15 protein-coding genes are annotated in these 19,105 nt (G+C 68.8%); 3 read left to right on the top strand and 12 right to left on the bottom strand.

Features of this window, described 5'->3' with window-relative positions:
* Nucleotides 1-68: 68 nt before the first annotated feature.
* The 3 genes from ACFVT5_RS09695 to ACFVT5_RS09685 are packed head-to-tail and all read right to left on the bottom strand — an operon-like array spanning nucleotide 69 to nucleotide 3,027.
* Entirely contained in the window at nucleotides 69-947 is an 879-nt protein-coding gene (locus ACFVT5_RS09695; RefSeq protein WP_389883529.1) for an ABC transporter permease, read from the bottom strand.
* Nucleotides 947-1,864, bottom strand: a complete 918-nt coding sequence (locus tag ACFVT5_RS09690; protein ID WP_389883632.1) for an ABC transporter permease — start codon at nucleotides 1,862-1,864, stop codon at nucleotides 947-949. The genes ACFVT5_RS09695 and ACFVT5_RS09690 overlap by 1 nt, the downstream gene beginning before the upstream one ends.
* Nucleotides 1,865-1,869: 5 nt before the next feature.
* On the bottom strand, nucleotides 1,870-3,027 hold the full coding sequence (locus ACFVT5_RS09685; protein WP_389883527.1) for a LacI family DNA-binding transcriptional regulator: 1,158 nt from the start codon (nucleotides 3,025-3,027) through the stop codon (nucleotides 1,870-1,872).
* Between the two features lie 245 nt (nucleotides 3,028-3,272).
* Here ACFVT5_RS09685 and ACFVT5_RS09680 point away from each other — a divergent pair, with 245 nt between their 5' ends.
* A complete protein-coding gene (locus tag ACFVT5_RS09680) occupies nucleotides 3,273-4,193 on the top strand; it encodes a phytanoyl-CoA dioxygenase family protein (protein ID WP_389883524.1) in 921 nt (306 codons plus the stop codon).
* A 4-nt stretch (nucleotides 4,194-4,197) separates the two neighbouring features.
* Entirely contained in the window at nucleotides 4,198-5,112 is a 915-nt protein-coding gene (locus ACFVT5_RS09675) for an AraC family transcriptional regulator (protein ID WP_389883521.1), read from the top strand.
* 25 nt (nucleotides 5,113-5,137) lie between these two features.
* On the opposite strand, the gene ACFVT5_RS09670 is transcribed toward ACFVT5_RS09675, so the two are convergent.
* On the bottom strand, nucleotides 5,138-5,938 hold the full coding sequence (locus ACFVT5_RS09670; protein ID WP_389883518.1) for a CAP domain-containing protein: 801 nt from the start codon (nucleotides 5,936-5,938) through the stop codon (nucleotides 5,138-5,140).
* Between the two features lie 728 nt (nucleotides 5,939-6,666).
* Here ACFVT5_RS09670 and ACFVT5_RS09665 point away from each other — a divergent pair.
* Nucleotides 6,667-7,053, top strand: a complete 387-nt coding sequence (locus ACFVT5_RS09665; protein ID WP_389883515.1) for a hypothetical protein — start codon at nucleotides 6,667-6,669, stop codon at nucleotides 7,051-7,053.
* On the opposite strand, the gene ACFVT5_RS09660 is transcribed toward ACFVT5_RS09665, so the two are convergent.
* From ACFVT5_RS09660 to ACFVT5_RS09625, 8 genes are all read right to left on the bottom strand, one after another.
* The gene (locus ACFVT5_RS09660; RefSeq protein WP_389883512.1) at nucleotides 7,047-7,817 is read right to left on the bottom strand and encodes a hypothetical protein; all 771 of its coding nucleotides are present in this window, start codon (nucleotides 7,815-7,817) and stop codon (nucleotides 7,047-7,049) included. The genes ACFVT5_RS09665 and ACFVT5_RS09660 overlap by 7 nt on opposite strands.
* A gap of 60 nt (nucleotides 7,818-7,877) precedes the next feature.
* The gene (locus ACFVT5_RS09655; RefSeq protein ID WP_389883510.1) at nucleotides 7,878-9,323 is read right to left on the bottom strand and encodes a glyceraldehyde-3-phosphate dehydrogenase; all 1,446 of its coding nucleotides are present in this window, start codon (nucleotides 9,321-9,323) and stop codon (nucleotides 7,878-7,880) included.
* A gap of 114 nt (nucleotides 9,324-9,437) precedes the next feature.
* Nucleotides 9,438-10,427, bottom strand: a complete 990-nt coding sequence (locus ACFVT5_RS09650) for an NEW3 domain-containing protein (RefSeq protein ID WP_389883507.1) — start codon at nucleotides 10,425-10,427, stop codon at nucleotides 9,438-9,440.
* A 58-nt stretch (nucleotides 10,428-10,485) separates the two neighbouring features.
* Nucleotides 10,486-11,949: a Gfo/Idh/MocA family protein gene (locus ACFVT5_RS09645; protein WP_389883505.1), complete on the bottom strand. Its 1,464-nt coding sequence runs from the start codon at nucleotides 11,947-11,949 to the stop codon at nucleotides 10,486-10,488.
* Between the two features lie 217 nt (nucleotides 11,950-12,166).
* Nucleotides 12,167-14,062, bottom strand: a complete 1,896-nt coding sequence (locus ACFVT5_RS09640; RefSeq protein WP_389883502.1) for a LamG-like jellyroll fold domain-containing protein — start codon at nucleotides 14,060-14,062, stop codon at nucleotides 12,167-12,169.
* Between the two features lie 181 nt (nucleotides 14,063-14,243).
* Complete coding sequence (locus ACFVT5_RS09635; RefSeq protein ID WP_389883499.1) at nucleotides 14,244-14,954, bottom strand: alpha/beta fold hydrolase; 711 nt, start codon at nucleotides 14,952-14,954, stop codon at nucleotides 14,244-14,246.
* 108 nt (nucleotides 14,955-15,062) lie between these two features.
* On the bottom strand, nucleotides 15,063-16,760 hold the full coding sequence (locus tag ACFVT5_RS09630) for a right-handed parallel beta-helix repeat-containing protein (RefSeq protein ID WP_389883496.1): 1,698 nt from the start codon (nucleotides 16,758-16,760) through the stop codon (nucleotides 15,063-15,065).
* Nucleotides 16,761-16,881: 121 nt separating this feature from the next.
* Entirely contained in the window at nucleotides 16,882-19,062 is a 2,181-nt protein-coding gene (locus ACFVT5_RS09625; RefSeq protein ID WP_389883494.1) for a glycoside hydrolase family 3 N-terminal domain-containing protein, read from the bottom strand.
* Nucleotides 19,063-19,105: the final 43 nt, after the last annotated feature.

Raw genomic sequence — 19,105 nt, 5'->3', positions numbered from 1 at the left:
GTCGGTCGGAGTCGGTGCGTGAAGTGCGGGGGGTGCGAGGTGTGGGGGGGCGCGAGGTGCGGGGAGGGTCAGTCGGAGCGGCCACGTCGGTAGCGGGCGGTGAGTTGGTCACCGAGGATGCCGACGTTGATGATCAGGAGGGACAGGGCGATGCCGGGCAGGGTGGAGATCCACCACTGCGGTTCGAGGTACTCCTTGCCGTTCGCGATGGTCTGTCCCCACGACACGGTCGAGGGGGGCAGTCCGATGCCGAGGAAGCTGAGCCCCGCCTCCGCAAGTACCACCAGCGCGAATTCGAGTGTGGCGAGGGCGACGACCGGTCCCGCCGTGAACGGGAGTACGTGCCGGGCGAGGATGGTGCGGCCCGGCACTCCCAGCACTCGCGCGGCGTCGACCCAGGTCCGTTCCCTGATGGAGAGCGCGATGCCTCGGGTGACCCGGGCGAAGGTGATCCAGCCGGTCGCCGAGAGGGCGACGACGACCAGCAGGACACCGCGGTCGAAGGCGCCGGCGATCACGATCGCCAGCAGGATCGCGGGAAACGCCAGCAGGATGTCGAAGACCCGGGCGAGTACGGCGTCGACGCCGCCGCGGAAGTAGCCGGCGACGGCGCCGAGGACGACCCCGACGAGACACGAGATCGCGACCGTGGACACGCCGATGAGTACCGATGTCCTGGCCCCGTAGACGATCTGGGCCAGCACGTCACGGCCGAGTCCGTCCGTTCCGAACCAGGCCGTGCCTCCGGTGGACGTCTGGGAGCCGGGAGACAGCAGCCGGTCCTCCAGCGACGTGTGCACCGGGTCGTAGTCGATCAGCAGCGGTCCCAGGACGGCGACCAGCAGATAGCAGCCCACGACCAGCAGGGGAATCCGGGAGAGCAGCCGTCGCCCTGGGCGCGGCGGGACCATGCGCGGCTTCCCGGGGGCGGTGGCGGTGACAGCCATCAGACGGCTCCCGTCCGGATACGCGGATCCATCTGGGCGATGAGCAGGTCGGCCATCAGGTTGAGTACGACGACGATGCCGGCGATCAGAAGGGTGACTCCTTGCACGACGGCGTAGTCGCGGTTGGCCACCGCGTCCACGACGAGTGATCCGAGGCCGGGCCAGGCGAAGACGTTCTCGACGATCACGGCGCCGCCGACCAGGGCCCCGATCTGGACACCCACCACGGTCACGACCGGAATCAGCGAGTTGCGCAGGGCGTGACCGAGCAGCACCTGACGCTCGGTCAGTCCCTTGGAGCGCGCGGTCTGCACGTAGCCCTCGCGCATGGTCTCCGCGACGCTCGTCCGGGCCAGCCTGGCGATGATCGCGATGAACGGGAACGAAAGGGTGACGGCCGGCAGCACCAGGTGCTGGGGCGTGCCGACCCCGGAACTGGGCAGCAGACGCAGGCCCAGGGCGAAGACCAGCACCAGCATGATGCCGATCCAGAACGTCGGGAACGACTGGAGGGCGATCGTGCAGGCCGACACCACCCGGTCAAGGAGCCCGCCCGGCCGTCCGCCGGCCAGCATGCCGAGGGTCAGTCCCACGATCACGGCGATGACGGTGGCCGTCAGGGTGAGGTCGATCGTGGCGGGCAGCCGGTCGATGACCGCGTCCATGGCGGGCCTGCCGAGCCGGTGCGACTCGCCGAAGTCGAGGCGGCAGACATCGCCGAGGTAGCTGAGGTACTGGGCGCCGAGCGGCCGGTCGAGTCCGAGCGAGGCGCGCAGGCTGTCGATCTGGTGTTGATCCGCGTCCGGGCCGAGCAGCACCGTCGCGGGGTCACCGGGCGCGGCCCGGACGATGAGGAAGATGAGCGAGGCGGCGCCCCACATCACGAAGACCCCGATGAGCAGCCGGTGGACGATCATTCGGATCACGTCTGCGGCCTCCCATCGGGCTCGGGGTGGAGGAGGACGGGATCGGTGGCGTCCGGGCGTGTGGGAACCGGGCCGTCGGCGGTGGCCGGTCCGATCGAATCACCCGGTACGAACGTGCAGGGCACCGTGAGCTGTCGCGGCTCCGGGGTGTCCTGGTCGAGCAGGTCGAGCAGTACGCGTACGGCCTCGCGCGCCATCTGGGCGCGGGGCAGCGAGAACCGCGTCCAGTTCCGCAACTCCGGTGTCCAGGACGGTGGATCGCCGAGGAGGGCGAGCGAGCAGTCCTCGGGGAACCGGACGCGCCGCGTGCCGGCCATCTTCGCCAGCGCCTCGGTGAGCCGGTTGTCCTCGGTCGGCTCGACCAGCAGCGCGGTGATCCCGAGCCCGTCGATCCACCCCTCCAGCTTCTCGATCGACAGGTCCGCCGGATCGGCCAGGCTCCGGATCAGCGCCTCGTCCACGGCGATGCCGGCCTCGGCCAGGCCGCGCCGGTATCCCTCCTCGCGGTCCCTGGTGGGCTCGCTGTCCTCCAGGGCCCGCAGATACAGGATCCGCCGGTGGCCGAGTCGCGCCAGCTCGGCGACGAGTGCACCGGTCGCCGAGACGTAGTCGGCGGCCACGTAGGAGAGTTCTCCGTCATCGACCTCGCGGCGTCCGACGAAGACGAAGGGGAAGTCCTCGCGGACCAGTGCCGACAGCTCCTCGCGACGGACGTTCCTGCCGAGCAGGACGCAACCGTCCGCGATCTTGAGCCGGTTGGCCCCACCGACGTAGATCGACCGCTCGGCCCTCGTCGTACCGGATTCACCCATGTGGGAACTGAACAGCAGCAGGTCGTATCCCTGTCGCGCTGTCTCCTCCTCCACGCCGAGCAGAAACGGGTAGTAGAAGTCGCGCTGGTCGGTGGGGAATACCGATTCGAAGGTGTAGAGCCCGAGCAGTCTGTTCCGGCCGCCTTTCAGACTGCGCGCGGCGACATTGGCCGCGTAGCCCAGTTCCTCGGCCGCCGCGAGAACGGCACGGCGTGTCGACTCGGGGATCTGGGCACTCGCCACACCACCGCTGATCACCAGCGACACCGTCGCCTGGGAGACCCCGGCGTGCCGGGCTATGTCTCGTTGAGTGGGCCGTCGACGCCGTTCGGGAGGGGCCATGGGCACTCCAACTAATACGTATTAGTAAGTGCCGCAAGACGCTACTCGGATGCCGTGAAACCCGTCAAGACTCGTGAACTGCCTTTGCCCAGCTCATTTCTCACGGGTTGTTCGATCATGCGGCGTGACAGGATTCGCCATCCCTGTGCCCGGGTGAGCCATGGCGTGCGGGCGCGAAATTCAGGAACATCCAGAACACGAGCGCATTCGGCAATTCCAACGTCCCGGTGAGAAAAGGAGTCCCGATGACCGGCCGCACCGATTCGGACCACACGAGGAGCGCCCTGCCGCCGGCCTCCGCGATCCCTGTCTCCTCCGCCGCCGACGACCCCACGTCCCGCTTCGACCAGGATGGATACGCCGTACTGCCGGATGTCCTGATGCCCGAAGAGGTGGCGGAGCTGCGGGCGGAGACCCTGCGGATCTGCCGTGGCGAGCGGGGCGCCGTCGAGGGGGCGCCGCCGCCGCTCGCGGGCGGGAGCGACGACGACATCCTCCGTGGATTCCTGTGCGTGCACTATCCGCACAAGCTGTCGGCGCTCATGCTTGACACCATGCGCCATCCCGCCATCGTCGGGCACCTGACCACTGTGATCGGTCCCGACATCAAGTCGATGCAGTCGATGCTGTTCGTCAAGTCCGAGGGCAGGCCGGGCCAGGCGTGGCACCAGGACGAGATGTTCATCCCCACGCGGGACCGGTCGCTGACCGCCGCCTGGCTCGCCCTCGATGACGCCACTGTCGACAACGGCTGTCTGTGGGTCCTGCCGGGTTCGCACCGGCCCGGCGTCATCTACCCCAACCGCGAGCACGACGACGCCCGTTACGACTGCACGGTGGAGTCCTACGACTTCCCGTACGAGGATGCCGACGCGGTACCTGTCGAGATCGCGGCCGGATCGGTGCTGCTCTTCAACGGCTATCTGCTGCACAAGTCGCTGCCGAACACCGGGCGGCGAGGGTTCCGACGGGCCCTGGTCAACCACTACATGCGCGCCTCGTCCCTGCTCCCCTGGGCGCCTCCCGAGGCCCAAGAGCCCATGGCCCAGGCCGACTTCAGGGACATCACGCTGGTCGCGGGCCATGACCCGTACGCCTACAAGGGCATCACCGACATCCGGGCGCCCCGGGTGCGGCGCGACCGGTCCGGGGGCTGCGACAGGTGAGGCCGTGACGAGCAGTGCCGAGTTCGTCCCGTCCCTCGCCCCCACCCTCGTCACCCGGCTCGGTCCCGCGGTCGCGGACTACCCGCCCGGGTCGATCTTCGGCCCCAGGGACGCGGGTACATACGAGTTCGTGTGGCTGCTGCACGGCAGCGCCCGCTGGGTCTGCGGTGATCTGACCGTGCCGCTGACGCCCAGCACGCTGCTGCTCGTACGGCCCGGTATGCGCGACACCTTCCACTGGGACGCCCATCGGCCCACCCGGCACGCCTACACGCACTTCCGGCTGCACCCCGCCGTGCGGGGTGCGGGGATCGCCGACGACACCGGGTGGCCGATCGCCCGGGACCTCACGGGGCGGGGCGATCCGATGGCCGCGCTCTGCCGGTACCTTCTGACACTCGGCGCGACTCGCCCGCCGGCCTGGGAGCGGCATGCCGAGGAGACCCTGCGGCTGCTGCTCCTCACTTTCGTGCACGGTCCCGACGCCGCGACCGGCGCGGCCACGCTCCCGGAACCGCTGGTCGCCATGATGGCCACGGTCCGCGCCCACTGGTCGGACGGCGTGGCCCGGCCGCTCGCCCTGGAGCGACTGGCACGGGCGGCCGGAGTCTCCGAGAGCACGCTGTGCCGCATCTGCCGACGACAGCTCGGCGTCAGCCCCGTGGAAGGGCTGGAGCGGCTCCGCCTGGCGAGGGCGGAGCCGCTGCTGTGGCTGAGCAACCTCACGCTCCGCGCCATAGCGGTCCAGTGCGGCTTCGCCGACGCGTACCACTTCTCGCGCCGGTTCCGCGCGGTCTACGGAATGTCCCCGAGCGCCTTCCGTACGGTCCCGCCCGAGGCGGCGCCACCGTCCCCGATCGCGAACGGCGCGCTGTCCGCGCTCCAGGCTCTGGTACCACCCGTACGCCCGGGTCGGTGACCGTCGCCCAGTGGGCCGCCCCGTGTCAGCGGGCGGTGCCGAAGTCCTGGGTCCAGTAGCTGCCGGGCTGGGCGAGACCTATGCCGATCTCCTTGAACTCGCAGGTCAGTATGTTGCGCTTGTGGCCGGGGCTGGACATCCATCCCTCCATGACCTGTTCTGGGGTGGGGTACCCGTAGGCGACGTTCTCGCCGTACGTGCTCCAGGCGTAGCCGGCGCGGGTGATCCGCTCGCCCGGATCCGAACCGTCGGAGCCCGTGTGCGACATGTTCTGGCCGCTCGCCATGTCCGCGCTGTGGTCCTGAGCGGCCTTGGAGAGCTTCGCGTTCAGGGCCAACGGGGAGCAGCCCACCTTGCCGCGTTCGCTGTTCACGAGGGCCAGGACCTGGGCGACGGCCGCGGACGCGGGTGCGGCAGGGGCCGGGGCGCCGGGCGCCGGGGGCGCCGGGGGCTTTGTGGGTTGCGCAGGCGTGGAGGGCGGTGAGGACGGCGCGGTGGGTGTGGCGGGGGACGTGCGTGCGGGCGCCGGAGCTGTGGTCCTCGCCGGGTGCGGGGTCCGCTTGCCGTGTCCGCGCCGCTTCTCGGCGGAGGCGTGTTCCTTGTGCTTGGGCCGACTGTTCGACTCGCCCTTCGGCAGGTCGTAGGACGCGGGGGTCCGCTGTCCATAGGACTCGGCCTGGACGTCTGCGGACTCGGGCCGGGTGCCATCCGCGCTTCCGCGGTCGTTCAGACACGCCATCGCGGCGGACGGTATCGCCACGGCGCCCAGAGTGATGGCGGCGACGGTTATCCGCCGGTAACGCGGCTTCCTGCGGTGCTTCCTCATTCGGACCTCATCGGGTGATCGCCGGACGTTGTCGGCGCGGCCGGCTCTGCGCGGACGCTGTGCCTGGGCTGTGCGGACTCCTTACGGATTCGTCATTGTTGGAACCCGCGTCAGCGCAGGCAACGTGGACGTCTACTACCCGACGTCGTAGTGCTCGACGGCCCTTGAACCGGGCGCTGGGGTGTGCTGGCCCGGCTCACGGGAGCGCGGCGGCGCCTGGCACTCCGTCAGGAGGCGGTGTGGGGCGCCGGGTCGTGCGGGTGGCCAAGGACGTCGGAGACCGAGGAATCACATGTGCCCCATGACGCATTACAAGCGGATAAGTCGCCCATTGTGCCGGGCATGACATCTACTAACGCGCCTGGCAAGTCGGGCACATCGGCGTGACGGATATCACGACAACCCACCGCAACCCTCCCCGGACCAGCGCCGAACCGCCCACGCGCACACCTCCCGCGCACGGGTTCCGGCACCGCGGAGGGGCGCGCGAGCACATAGCGCGCCGGCGCTGCTCCATTCGGGCGGATACCTCCGCCTCTGCGTCCCGTCGGCGTCCTCGGCGGATCCGCGCTCAAGGTCAAAGGCCCTGCGCCTGGTGTCAATGACTTCTCGCCGACCCGCGATCACAGTGATGTGGGACCCCAGCCGGCCGCGAGCGGGTTGGGGCACCGGCACTTCGCGACGCACTACGTGGCGACCGGGTCACCGATCGAGACAAGAGGAGGGACATGCACATCCGTTCACGCACCACGGGAGTCCTGGCCGCCGCCGTTCTGGCGGCCGGCGCGCTCACGGCGGCGACCGGCGCATCGGCCGTCGCGGCGCCCGCTGGGGCGACATCCTGCTACGGCAGCGCCAAGAGCTACAGGACGGACAGCCTTCACCGGTGGCCGCAGAACGGCGGCTACACCTACACCACGTCCAACTGCGCGGACATCAACGTCAAGCCCGTCAGCGGCCTGTGGGTGCAGACCTGCTTCGCGTCGACGGGCCAGTGCAACAAGGCCACCTGGATCACTGGCGGGACATGGGGCACGGCGGCGACCGGCGTCCTCAACAACACCAAGTACTACCTGCACTTCGACCGCGCCAGCAGTGGTCAGGTGGCCTACTGACCTCGACCGTACGACACAGGTGACGGGTGACAGGTGACAGGTGCCGGGGCCCGGTCACCGGTCGCCCGGGGCTCCGGCGCGACCAGACCGGGCGCCGTCAGTTCGGCGCGGCACCGCTCCAGGCGTTCCTCGCGGACGAACCCGGCCACGGTCTGCTCCTCCCGCTGGAACACATAGTGCAGTGACCGCAAGGACATGTGGTGCGCGGCAGCGATGGTGGTGGGCGAAAGCTCCGGTGCGCCGAGGTTGCGCCGGATGAACCGCTTGCTCGCGAGCAGCAGGGCGGTGTGCCTGGCGGGCCCCGGCATGTCGGCGTCGACCATGCCGGAGAGAAAGGCGGCGACCAGGTCGATGGTCGTGGCACCCAGCCCTTCCGCCTGCTTTCGCGTGCCGCCGAGAGCGGTGGCCTGCTCGGCGAGACCGCGCAGGAACCCGGTCACCAACGCGCCCGCACCGGCACGGGCGGGAAGCTCCCGCGCCACCAGCCCGCGAAGCACCTGCTCCGGCACAGGCACCGCGTGGCGTGGCAGATGCGCGACGATCAGTCTGGGGCGACCGCCGACGTCCAGCGCGGCGGAGTCGAACTCCCTGGAGCTGTCCCACACCACCACGTCGCCCGCGCTGAGCGACACTCTGCTGCGTGCCTGTTCCAGAGTCATGGCGCCGTCCAGGACGGCGCCCACCTCCCACAGTTCGGGGTCCGACCTCTGGATCAGCCGGTGTGTGCGCACCGACCGCAGATCCGGGAACCCCAGGACCGACACACGTCGGCGCGACGTGGATCCCGGCCCGCGCCGCACCGCCCGGCGGCCGGGCCGCCATGTTCAGGCCACGGGCCTCGGATAGGTCGGGTACTCCACTCCGGAGACGTACTGGACGACGCGGACGACCTGGCAGGAGTAGCCGAACTCGTTGTCGTACCAGAGATAGAGGATCGCGTTGTCGCCGTCGACCTTGGTGGCGCCGGCGTCGACGACGGAGGCGTGGCGGGAGCCGATGAAGTCGCTGGAGACCGCGTCGGGGGCGTTGGTGAAGTCGACCTGGCGCTTGAGCGGCGACGTGAGCGACACCTCACGGAGGTGGTCCAGGACCTCTTGGCGGGTGGTCTCGCGGCCGAGCCGCAGACTGAGGATCGCGATCGACACGTCCGGTACCGGGACGCGGATCGAGCTGCCGGTGATCGGTGCTTCGAGGTCGGGCAGCGCCTTGGCGACGGCGGACGCCGCACCGGTGTCGGTGATGACCATGTTGAGCGGCGCCGAGCGCCCGCGACGATCGCCCTGATGGTAGTTGTCCAGCAGATTCTGGTCGTTGGTGAACGAGTGGATGGTCTCGACGTGGCCGCGCAGGACGCCGTACTCGTCCGCCATCGCCTTCAGCGGCGGGACGATCGCGTTGGTGGTGCAGGAGGCGCAGGACAGGATCTGCTCGTCCGGCTTGATCATGTCGTGGTTGACGCCGTGGACGACATTGGGCACGTCACCCTTGCCCGGCGCGGTCAGCACGACCTTGGCGATACCGGGGCGCAGGTGCTGGGAAAGACCCTCGCGGTCCCGCCACTTGCCGGTGTTGTCGATGAGGATGGCGTCCTTGATGCCGTACGCCGTGTAGTCCACGGATGTCGGGTCGTCGGAGTAGATCACCTTGATCGTGTTGCCGTTGGCGTTGATCGTTCCGTTCGCCTCGTCGACGGTGATCGTGCCCTGGAACTGGCCGTGGATGGAGTCGCGGCGCAGCAGCGAGGCACGCTTTACGATGTCCTGGCCCGCGCCCTTGCGGACGACCACGGCGCGGAGCCGCAGGCCGTTGCCCGAGCCGGCTTTCTCGATGAGCAGACGGGCGACGAGACGGCCGATGCGGCCGAATCCGTACAGGACGACATCGCGCGGTTCACGGCGGTCGATCTTGTGTACACCGGTGGCGCCGGCGACGGCCTCGGCGGTGAACTCCTCCAGCGGAAGGCCGCGCGGGTCGGCCTTGTAGGTCGCGGCGAGCATGCCGACGTCGATCTGGGACGGACCCAGATCGAGTGCGGCGAGCGCCTTCAGGAACGGCAAGGTCTCGGTGACCGAGAGTTCCGCGCCGGAGATCTGCCGGGCGAATCGGTGCGTCTTCAGGATGCTGACCACCGACTTGTTCACCAGCGAGCGGCTGTGGAGGAGAACGGTGACGTTCCGCTCCCGGTGCAGCTTCCCGATGATCGGGATCATCGACTCCGCTATCTCCTCGCGGTGTTTCCAGTCGGTGAGGGAGTCGTCGTTCACAGTCACAGGTTTTATCTTTCGAGCTAGGAGGCGCTCACATGATAACCGGCCCCCCATTCGCGTACGCCTCGGGCACGCCCCCGGGTGATATCGGCGAGAGGCGTGCCCTTGAGTGGGGCGTCAGGGAGCCAGGGCGATGTCGAAGACGTGGATGGTGCCGTTGCTCGGCAGGACCACGAACTCGACCTCCTTCGTCGGGTCCAGGGGAATCGAGTGGGCGAAGACGCGGTACTTGATGCCCGCGTTGCCGTAGCCGCTCGGGCGGTTTCGACCGTCACTCGACGCGACCAGGGTGGCGCCGTGTGCCGACGCCGGGTCGAACGACCAGTTCGGGAAGCCGAACGAGCCCTGGGTGCTGGTGCCGTCCTTGTAGTACACGGTCGCGCTGCCCACCGCGTTGCTCGTGACCCCCGAGCCCAGGAGGACCAGCTTGCTGCCGGAGCCGGTGAGCGCGACGGCCTGTCCGGCGCCGGACACATTGTCCTTGCTGCCGCTCGACACGTCCGGCCACGTCAGATCGGCGCCGAGCGCCTTCACCCGCGCACCACGCGTCAGGCCGACATCGGCGAGCTTCTGGGCGGAGAAGCTGTTTCCCTCACCGTCGTAGTCGCCGGGTGCGGTGTTGCTCTCGTCGGTGATCGCGACGTTGTTGTAAGCCGCCGCGAGGTTCGGCAGGGGGGTGCCGGTGCGCTGGGACCGGGTGCCGGTGGCCGAGCCGAGTCCGTCACCGCCCCGGTAGGAGGCCGTCGCCTCGAACGTCCGGATCCGGAACCCCGGCCGCTGCTCGGGAACCTGGATCCGGAAGGTGAGGTCAACTGCCGCGCCCTTGGCGTAGGTGCCGCCCGGCTCCTGGGCCGACGGCTGGACCGCCCAGCCCACCGGACCGTTGAACGACACCTTCAGGGACCGCATCCGGTCGGGTCCGGCGTTCTTGACCGTGACCTTCACGGTCGCGATGGCCGGTCCATCGAGATCCACCGGCGCGATGGTCACCTCGGTCCTGGCCGCGGGCTCCGCCCGGGTGTCCGCCATCGCCTGACCGGGGACCAGCATGATCGCCGCAGCCACCGCCGCGGCTCTGAGGGATGTGATCAGTCCGCCTGTTCTCATCGTCCGCTCCTTGGGAAGAGGAATCTGTCCTGGGGAAGGAACCCCGTACGGGTCGTGGTCAGGCGACGGGAGGCATGTCGGAGGCGCGCGAGTCCAGACCCAGCCGCAGATTGACCCAGGAGCCCCGGGTGAAGTCGGGGATGGCGACCGGACGGCCCCCCGCGGCAAGGGACTTGACGCTCAGCGGCACGGGAGCGCACCACGCCGCCGAGTCGTAGACGTCGATGTCGGGGACGAGTCCGGCCCGCATCAACTGGACCGTGCGCCATTGCAGGACGTAGTCCATTCCGCCGTGGCCGCCGTTGTTCTCCGCGTCGTCGCCGATCTTCTTCCACAGCCAGTGGTCGAACTCCTTGCGGAAGGCGTCGAAGTCGCGCCAGGTGTCACCGCTGTGGTCGGGCTCCACGTAGACCCGGGCGCCGGTGGGTGAGCCGCCCGCGTAGTCCTCGAAGATGCCCCGGCTTCCGGCGAGGGTGTTGATGCGGCTGTAGGGGCGGGGTGAACTGACGTTGTGCTCGGCGCGGATCATCCGGCCCTGCGCCGTGCCGATCATGCAGGTGACCAGGTCACCGTTGATGTACGTCTCGTTCCACGACGGGTGTGACCGGGGGACGAAGCGCTCGCGGTAGTCGGCGAGGCCCTTGGGCTCCGTGGCGGTGGCGGTCAGCGTCGTCATCCGGTCGCCGCGGTTGATGTCCATGGCGGCGGCGATCGGCGCCAGTCCGTGCATCGCGTAGAACGACGCGGTGCTGCGTGTGTGCCATCGGCGACGCCACGCGTCCGTGTAGTAGGTGTCGGAGAAGAGCAGGGCCCGCAGGTCGTGCAGATATCCGCCGTGGCCGTTGGTGATGTCGCCGAGCAGACCCTCGTGCGCCATCTTGAGCAGGGCGAGTTCGTTGCGGCCGTAGCTGCAGTTCTCCGACAGCATCAGATGCCTGCGGGTGCGCTCGGAGGTGTCGACCAGGTCCCACAGCTCGTCCAGCTCGGTCGCGATCGGCAGTTCGACGACGACGTGCTTGCCGGCGAGCAGCGCGGCTCTGCCCTGCTCGTAGTGGAACTCCCACGGCGTTGCGATGTAGACGAGGTCGATGTCGTCGCGCGCCAGCATCTTCCGGTACGCGTCCGCCGAACCGCCGTACTCGGCCGGACGCGGCTTGCCCTGACCGGCCAGCCCGTCGGCGACACGTTTCGCCCGGTCGGCGCGGATGTCGCAGACGGCGGTCACCGTGCAGCCCGGTACGACCGACCAGCCGGTCGTCATGCCCGAGCCCCGGTTGCCCAGCCCGATCACGCCGACGCGTACGGTTTTGTGGACGGCATAGGCGACGTCGATCATGGACTTCTGGCCGGGTTTACGTCGCGGCGCCACGACCGTCTCCAGCGCCGTGGCCGTGTCCGGTGCCGCGCCGGGGCTCGCCGCGAAAGCGCCGGGCGCACCGATTCCCGCTCCGGCAGCGAGCGCGCCGGCTCCCAGAGCCCCTCCCAGAACCAACCGGCGTGAGACTGCGGGTATTTCAGACATACGGCATCACCTCTCGGTACGTGCGCGGTATCTGGCGGTGACGACTCTGGCGGGGAATTCGCATTCATGTCAATTGTTGTTCACAAGTTGCTTGTTGCGAGCAGAAAAGAGCATCTGATGCTGCCGTGGGCGCACAGCAGTCGACCGCCGCCCGTGACGGGCGGCGGTCGGTGGTGCGGGGCCAGGGCTGGGGTCGGGGCTGGCGTCAGAGCTGGGGTCAGGTGCCCTGCGGGTTCCGGCCCTGCTCGACGTGTGCCATGAACTCCCTGGGGGACAGGGCACGTTGGACGATGCGTGTGTCGCCGATCCAGCCGTAGAAGCCCTGGCCGAAGGCTTCGTCGAACTGGGTGGCGCCGATGACGAAGGGCTTGCCGAGGGTGGCGATGCCGGTCGACGGCTGGGTGGGGTTACGGGCGATCTTCGAGCCGTCCACGTACATCACGGTGCGTCGGCCGTCGTTGACCACGGCGATGTGCATCCATCGCCCCACGGGGACGGCGTGGCTCCAGGAGGTCGGGTCGGCGTTCTGCCGGTGCGGGTAGACGACGAACTGGAGGAAGCGTTCGGGTGAGAGGTTGAGGCTGCATGTCGGCTCGTCGGGCGACCAGCCCGTGGTCTTGCCCGCGTCGCCGTTGCGGCCTTCCCAGCTCAGGATGCCCATCCAGGCGTGGTCGCCTTCGAAGGGCTCCGGAAGCCTGATGAAGGTCTCCAGGGTGTACCCGGTGGTGAACTTCTCGGAGTTCAGGGGGGCTTGGGCGGAGGTGGTCAGGATGGCGCCCCGGTCCGGGCTCTTGCCTCCGTCGAAGCGGAGACTGGCGTGCGCGGGCTGCCCTACGTGGTGGTCGTCCGACCAGGTGAGTGCTTCGGCGCCACTGTCGTGCAGACGCGACGCGGTGAGGTCGTTGCCGTGTCCGGACAGGTCACGGATGACGGTGCCCGTCTCGACAGGGCTGCCCGGCTTGGCCGCCGCCGGGGCGCCCGACGCGTCGAAGCGCCAGTACGCCAAGGTGCCGCGCGGCATGACGGCCTCGGCCGGGCGCGGTCTCGGCGGCACGACCGGTGCGAAGCCGGCGAAGCGGCGCTCGAAGTCGATGTCGAGGGTGAACCGGTCGGCCGGGCCGGTCAGTTCGATGGTCTCGGCCTCCAGCGGCGTCCTCTTGGCCGGGTCCCGGGCGAGGAACCAAGGTGAGAACGTCGTCACGTCGATGACATCGCGCGCGAGATCGAAACCGTAGTGGCGGATCATTCCCGCTCCGCCGTAGTAGCGGTCCTGATAGTTGGTGATGTGGACGTGGACATCGTTGTCGGAGTCGTTGGTCAGGACCGTACGGCCGGGCGGCCAGTAGTGACCGCCGAGCGCCAGGAAGATCTGGTCGTTGCCACGGATGATGCCGTCCCACAAGCGCTTGCCGTTGTCGGAGAGTTGCGCGGCTTCCTCGTCGTCGGCCCACGCCAGGTCATGCGTGGTGAGCACGGTCGGCAGGGTGGGACGGGCGTCGAGTACGCCTTGGGCCCAGCGCAGCCCGTCCCCCGAGACCCGCCAGTCCAGGGCGAGGATCAGCCACTGCCGCCCGGCCGCACAGATGACATGGAAGGTGTTGTACCCGTCAGGCGACGCTCCCCCGAACGTCGGCATGGTGGCGAACCGCCGTGGGCCGAAGCTCTTCAGGTAAGCGCTGTCGCCCCGCTGGTCGTCCGTACGGGAATCGATGTCGTGGTTTCCGGCGAGCACGGAGTACGGGACCTTGCCGTGAAGGGTTCCGAAGGTGTCGGCGGCGAGCCTGATCTCCTCCTCGGTGCCATGTTCGGTGACGTCGCCGAGATGCGCCATGAACGCGATGTTCTCGCGTTCCGAGACCAGGTGACGGAAGGTCGCCCGCAGTGGCTCGGGGTCGGAGCTGTCGGCGTCGAAGAGGTACTGCGTATCCGGCAGGACGGCGAGCCCGAACCGCGGGCTCGACACGTCGAACCGGCCGCCCGCGGCCGTCGCCGGGGCAGCCGCCTGTGCGGACCCGGTGCTCAGCACCGAGGCGGCGGCGCCGACCGCCGGGATCGCGACGGCGGCCTGCAACAAGGCACGTCTGTCGGGCCGGTTGCGCTCTGCTGCGCTCATACGTACTCCTGTGAAGGAACGGGAGGGACCAGACCGAACTCTGATGAACGGCCGTGACCACGCGGCGGCAGAGAGCTGAACAGTGGCCGATACGTAAGGCGATTTCGCTCAGCCCTCTGCCCGCGCTCCCCCTGCTCCCCTTGCTCCCCCGCTCCCCCTGCTCCCCTGCTCTCCTTGCTCCCTACGCTCCGGGGGCTCCCTCTGTTTCCTCGGCCAGCAGGAACGTCGCGACCGCCTCCGTGAACTCCTCCGGTGCCGCGCTGTGGATCAGGTGTCCGACCGGGATGGTGACCAAGCGGGCGTCGGGGATACGGCGGGCCAGCTCGGCGACGCCGTCCTGGGGCACATGGCTGCCTGCGCCGCCCGCCACCACAAGCGTCTTGGCGGTGATGTCGCCCAGCCGCTCCAGCCACCGGGGATCGGGCCGGTCGATCTGCCGCCGGACGGCCACCACCATCTCCCAGTCGAAGGCCAGGTCGCCGTCCGGCCTGGTCGGGGTGGTGGGCTCCCGGGGACGGGGGACGGCGATGTCCTCCAGTACGAGCCGGCTCACCCGCCGCGGATGGTCCTGCGCGAGCAGATAGGCCACCATCCCGCCCATGGAGTGCCCGATCAGGTCCACACGGTCCAGCCCCAGCGCGTCCAGGAACCGGAGCACATCGGCCCGCATCAGTTCGAGCGAGTACTCCCCCGGCCAGTCGCTCCGGCCATGGCCCCGGAGGTCGAGGGCATACGTACGCCGGCTCCGGGACAGGACGGACACCACCCGCTCCCAGTCGGTGGCGTTCTCGCCCAGCGCGGGCAACAGGACCAGGGGCGGAGCGTCCGGCGGGCCCGAGACCTCGTAGGCCAGCCGAACCCCGTCCACATCGATGACGTGCTGATCACCCATGTCCGCAGAATAGGCAGAACGTCGCGGCCGACGGAGAGAGTGCCCTCCGCCTGGAGCGACTGAACCCCTCGCAGAGTTCGTCGTCCCCAAGCGGGAGGGCACCTTCGCTCATCCGGCGTCCGCGCCGATGTTCGGTGGGGTCGCGATGGTGGTCCCGTAGTAGTCCCGTCCCCCGTTTCCGGAGACGGTGACGCCCGCTCCGATCGCCGGGGACCCGGACTTCAACGTGTACGCCTGCGGACAGGGCTGCGGTCCCGTACCGGACGTCGGCGACCAGGAGCACGTACCGCCACCGCCGGCCGAGGTGAACTGCGGGTCACCCCACACCGCACCCGTCTCCCGGCCCGCCGCCTGCCACGCGGCGAAGTCGGCGTAGGTCGTACCGCCCCAGCGCCAACCGGCCGTGCTCGACCCGTAGTACAGGTTGTTCGACAGCGTCATCCCTGTCTGGCCGTTCGGGTTGTAGTAGAACTGCCCGGTCTTCCCGTACATGCTCTTGTTGGCCATGTAGCAGATGTTGTCCTTGATCTGCGACCCGGCGGCCCATGTCCCCGCGCTGTATCCGAACAGGAAGCACGCGCTGGATGTGGACTGCGTGCTCTGGGCCTTGTTGGTGAAGAAGGTGTTCCCGTAGATCGACAGGGCGTTCTTCGGGGCCCCCGGCACCACGTTGAACAGACCGCCCTGCGCCTTCGCCGCGTCATCGTTCTCGGACACGTTGTACCGGAAGGTGTTCGGACCCCAGACCCGTGAACCGACGGTCGACGTGTAGGCCAGCAGACCACTGCCGGCGTTGTCGTGGGTGTAGTTGTACTCCACGAGCGAGTTCGTCGTGCCACCGTCCAGGTCGATCCCGTCCCAGTCGCACCCGGCCGTGAAGGCCGGCGACGGACGCACGTTGTACACCTCGTTGTAGCGGACGGCGACATTGTTCGACGTGTACGTCATGATGCCGCTCGTCCCACCGCACGAGGTCACATTGGCGCCGATGTCATGGACCACGTTGTGCCTGATCACGGCACCGTCCCAGCCGTTCGCCGTGATGGCGGCACCCGTGGTCTTCGCCGCCATCCCCAGGTTGTAGACGGTGTTCCCCTCGACGGTGACATTGGTGATGTTCACCCCGCTGCCCCAGCCGTAGATGCCGGGCCCGGCGGCCGAGGTCACCGTGGATCCGTGCAGCTTGTTGTCGCGGATCTGCACATCGTCCAGCGGTCCGCTGTTCCCGTTCACCGCATAGCCGAGAACCATGATCTGTCCGCCGAACGTGCTACTGCTGCCGCTCGGCGCGGAGAATCCGGAGATGTCCGAGCCGGCCACCAGCAGACCCTTCGTCGGCGACGACGAGGTCTGGTTCTGCAACAGAACTCCGGCCGCGGTCGTGCCGCCGTTGACCACCTTCAGCCCGCTCAGCTGAAAACCGCTGACGTGGTCCGCGGTGATCGCAGCCGAATAGTCCCCGGTGCAGTTCGACGTGATCGTCGCCTGGCCCGTGCCGTACGAGGTGACCTTGAACGGGGTCGACGCGGACGACGCAGGGACGTTGCCGGAGTTGAACACCAGACAGCCGGTGAAGGTCTGCCCTCCCTCGAAGGAGACGACGCTCCCCTGTGGGAAAGTGAAACTGTTGACCTTCGAAGTCGACTTCCACGCCTGGCTCGACGACAGACCACTGTTGCTGTCACTGCCGTTCGGCGACACATAGTACGTGGTGACCGCGGCATGGGCGGTTCCCGTACCGGCTGCGGCCAGCAGGAATCCGAGCATCACCTGAACTACCACTACCGCTACTGTTTTCGCTCTCATGCTTCTCCTCACTCCTTGTTTTTTGACCACGCACAGGCACGTGGTCGGCGAATGGTGCGGGAGGCATTGCTCGGCTCGGCAGGAACGCTCCCGGTAGGAGCGCCCACCGACCGTCACTCCGTCAGTTGATGGTCAACCGGGAGCACTTCCGAGCCGTGGAGCTGTTGCCCGCGTAGATGTCGATCGCCCCTCGTTCGAGCACGAAGACACCCTCGGGGTCGTTCGTCCAGTAACCGAAGTCCTCGGCCCCGAGCCGGAAGAGCACCACCGTGCTCTCCCCCGGCCCCAGCGTGACCCGCTCGAAGCCGCGCAGCCTGCGCACCGGCTGCACGATGTCCGCGGCCAGGTCGTGGACGTAGAGCTGGACCACCTCGTCCCCCGCCCTGTCCCCGGTGTTGCGCACGGAGATGGTGACCTCCACCGTGGCGCCGTCGGACAGTTGATCGGCCGGGATGCCAGTACGGCTCAGGCTCGGCTCGCCCGTGGTGAAGGTCGTGTAGCTCAGCCCATGGCCGAAGGGGAACTGTGGGCCGTCGGCCAGGTCGAGGTACTTCGAGACGTACTTCTCGTCGGGCTGTGCGGGGTCGTACGGGCGGCCGGTCCTCTCGTGGTTGTAGTGGACGGGGATCTGGCCCACCGCACGCGGGAACGAGGTCGGCAGTTTGCCGCCGGGTGAAACCGCACCGGTGAGGAGGTCCGCCAGGGCGTGGCCGGCCTCAAGGCCCGGATGCCAGGCCAGCAGCACGGCCGGGGCGGAGTCGAGCCAGTCGCCGATGACCAGCGGTCGTCCGGCGAAGAGGACTACGGCGAAGGGTTTGCCGGTCGCCGCGACTGCCGCGATCAACTCCCTTTGGTCACCGGGCAGTTCAAGGTCGCTGCGTACGGCGGCCTCGCCGCTGAGCGCCGGCGGTTCCCCTACGGCCACGACGGTGAAGTCGGCCGATGCGGCGGCGGTCACGGCTTCGGCCTGCCCGGCGGAGTCTGCCGCAGCTCCCGTGGCGGTACCGGTGGGGACACATACGATGTGCGCCTGCGGTACCGCCGCCCGCATCCCCTCCGCGACCGTGACGGCGGGAAAGCGCCGCTGCGCGTCCGGTACCGTCCATGTCCCCAGCAGATCACCGGAGTCCGCGAGCGGTCCGACCACGGCGATGGACCGCAGGCCGGGGCGCAACGGCAGCGTCTGATCGTCGTTCTTCAGCAGCACCATGCACCGTGTCGCGGCATCCCGCGCCGCAGCACGTGTTGCCGGGGACGGCTCGGTGACCGCCGCGGACTCATCCACGTAGGGCCGCTCGAAGAGTCCGAGCCGCAGCTTCAGCCGTAGGACCCGGGCCACCGCGTCATCCAGCCGCTCCTCGGTGATCGCATCGCGCGCGAGCAACTCCCTGCCGAACTCGGCGAAGGTCGTACTGACCATCTCCATGTCGACTCCGGCGCCGAGCGCCCGCCGCGCGGCAGCCGCCCCGTCCTCGGCGAAGCCATGGGCGATCAGTTCGAGGACACCCGTCCAGTCGCTGACCACCAGGCCGTCGAAGCCCCACTCCTCCTTGAGGATGCGCGTCAGGGTGTGCGGGTTGGCGTGCGCCGGCACGGCGCTGATGGTGTTGAACGCGGCCATCACCGAGGCCACACCGGCATCAACGGCGGCCTTGAACGGGGGCAGGTAGAGGTTGCGCAACCGCTGCTCGGAGACATCGACGGTGTTGTAGTCGCGTCCGCCTTCAGGTCCGCCGTAGGCCGCGAAGTGCTTGGCGCAGGCGGCGATCCGGTCGGGGGCCGCGAGGTCGGTGCCTTGGTGACCGCGGACTTTGGCCGCCGCGTAACGGCTGGTCAGATAGGGATCTTCGCCGTGGCTTTCAGCGATACGACCCCAGCGCGGCTCGTGGGTGACGTCCATCATCGGTGCGAACGTCCAGTGCACACCGTTGGAACGTGCCTCGCGTGCGGCGATCTCCCCGTCCGTCTCGGTGACGGCGGGGTCGAACGCAGCCGCCTGGGCCAGCGGGATCGGGAAGGTGGTCCAGTAGCCGTGGATCACGTCCAGGCCGAAGAGGAGCGGGATGCCGAGCCGGGTCTCCTCCACGGCGATGCGCTGCAAGGCGTTGGTGCTCGCGGCGCCGAAGACATTGAGTACCGAGCCGAGCAGGCCCTTGCGGGCAGCGGCCTCGGCTTCCTCTGTGCTGCTGGTGCCGGGTCCGGTGTCCCAGGCCCAGGCGAGTTGCTGAAGCTGGCCCAGTTTCTCCTCCGGTGTCATCAGTCCGAGGAACTGCTTGATCCGGTCCTCGTGGTCGGTGCTCATGGCAAGGGGCCCTCCTAAGGCATGGGGAAAGGTCGCCATTCAC

Source organism: Streptomyces sp. NPDC058001, from assembly GCF_042886315.1.
In the GTDB taxonomy this organism is placed as follows: domain Bacteria; phylum Actinomycetota; class Actinomycetes; order Streptomycetales; family Streptomycetaceae; genus Streptomyces.
This window is presented reverse-complemented; position numbering and strand designations above follow the sequence as displayed.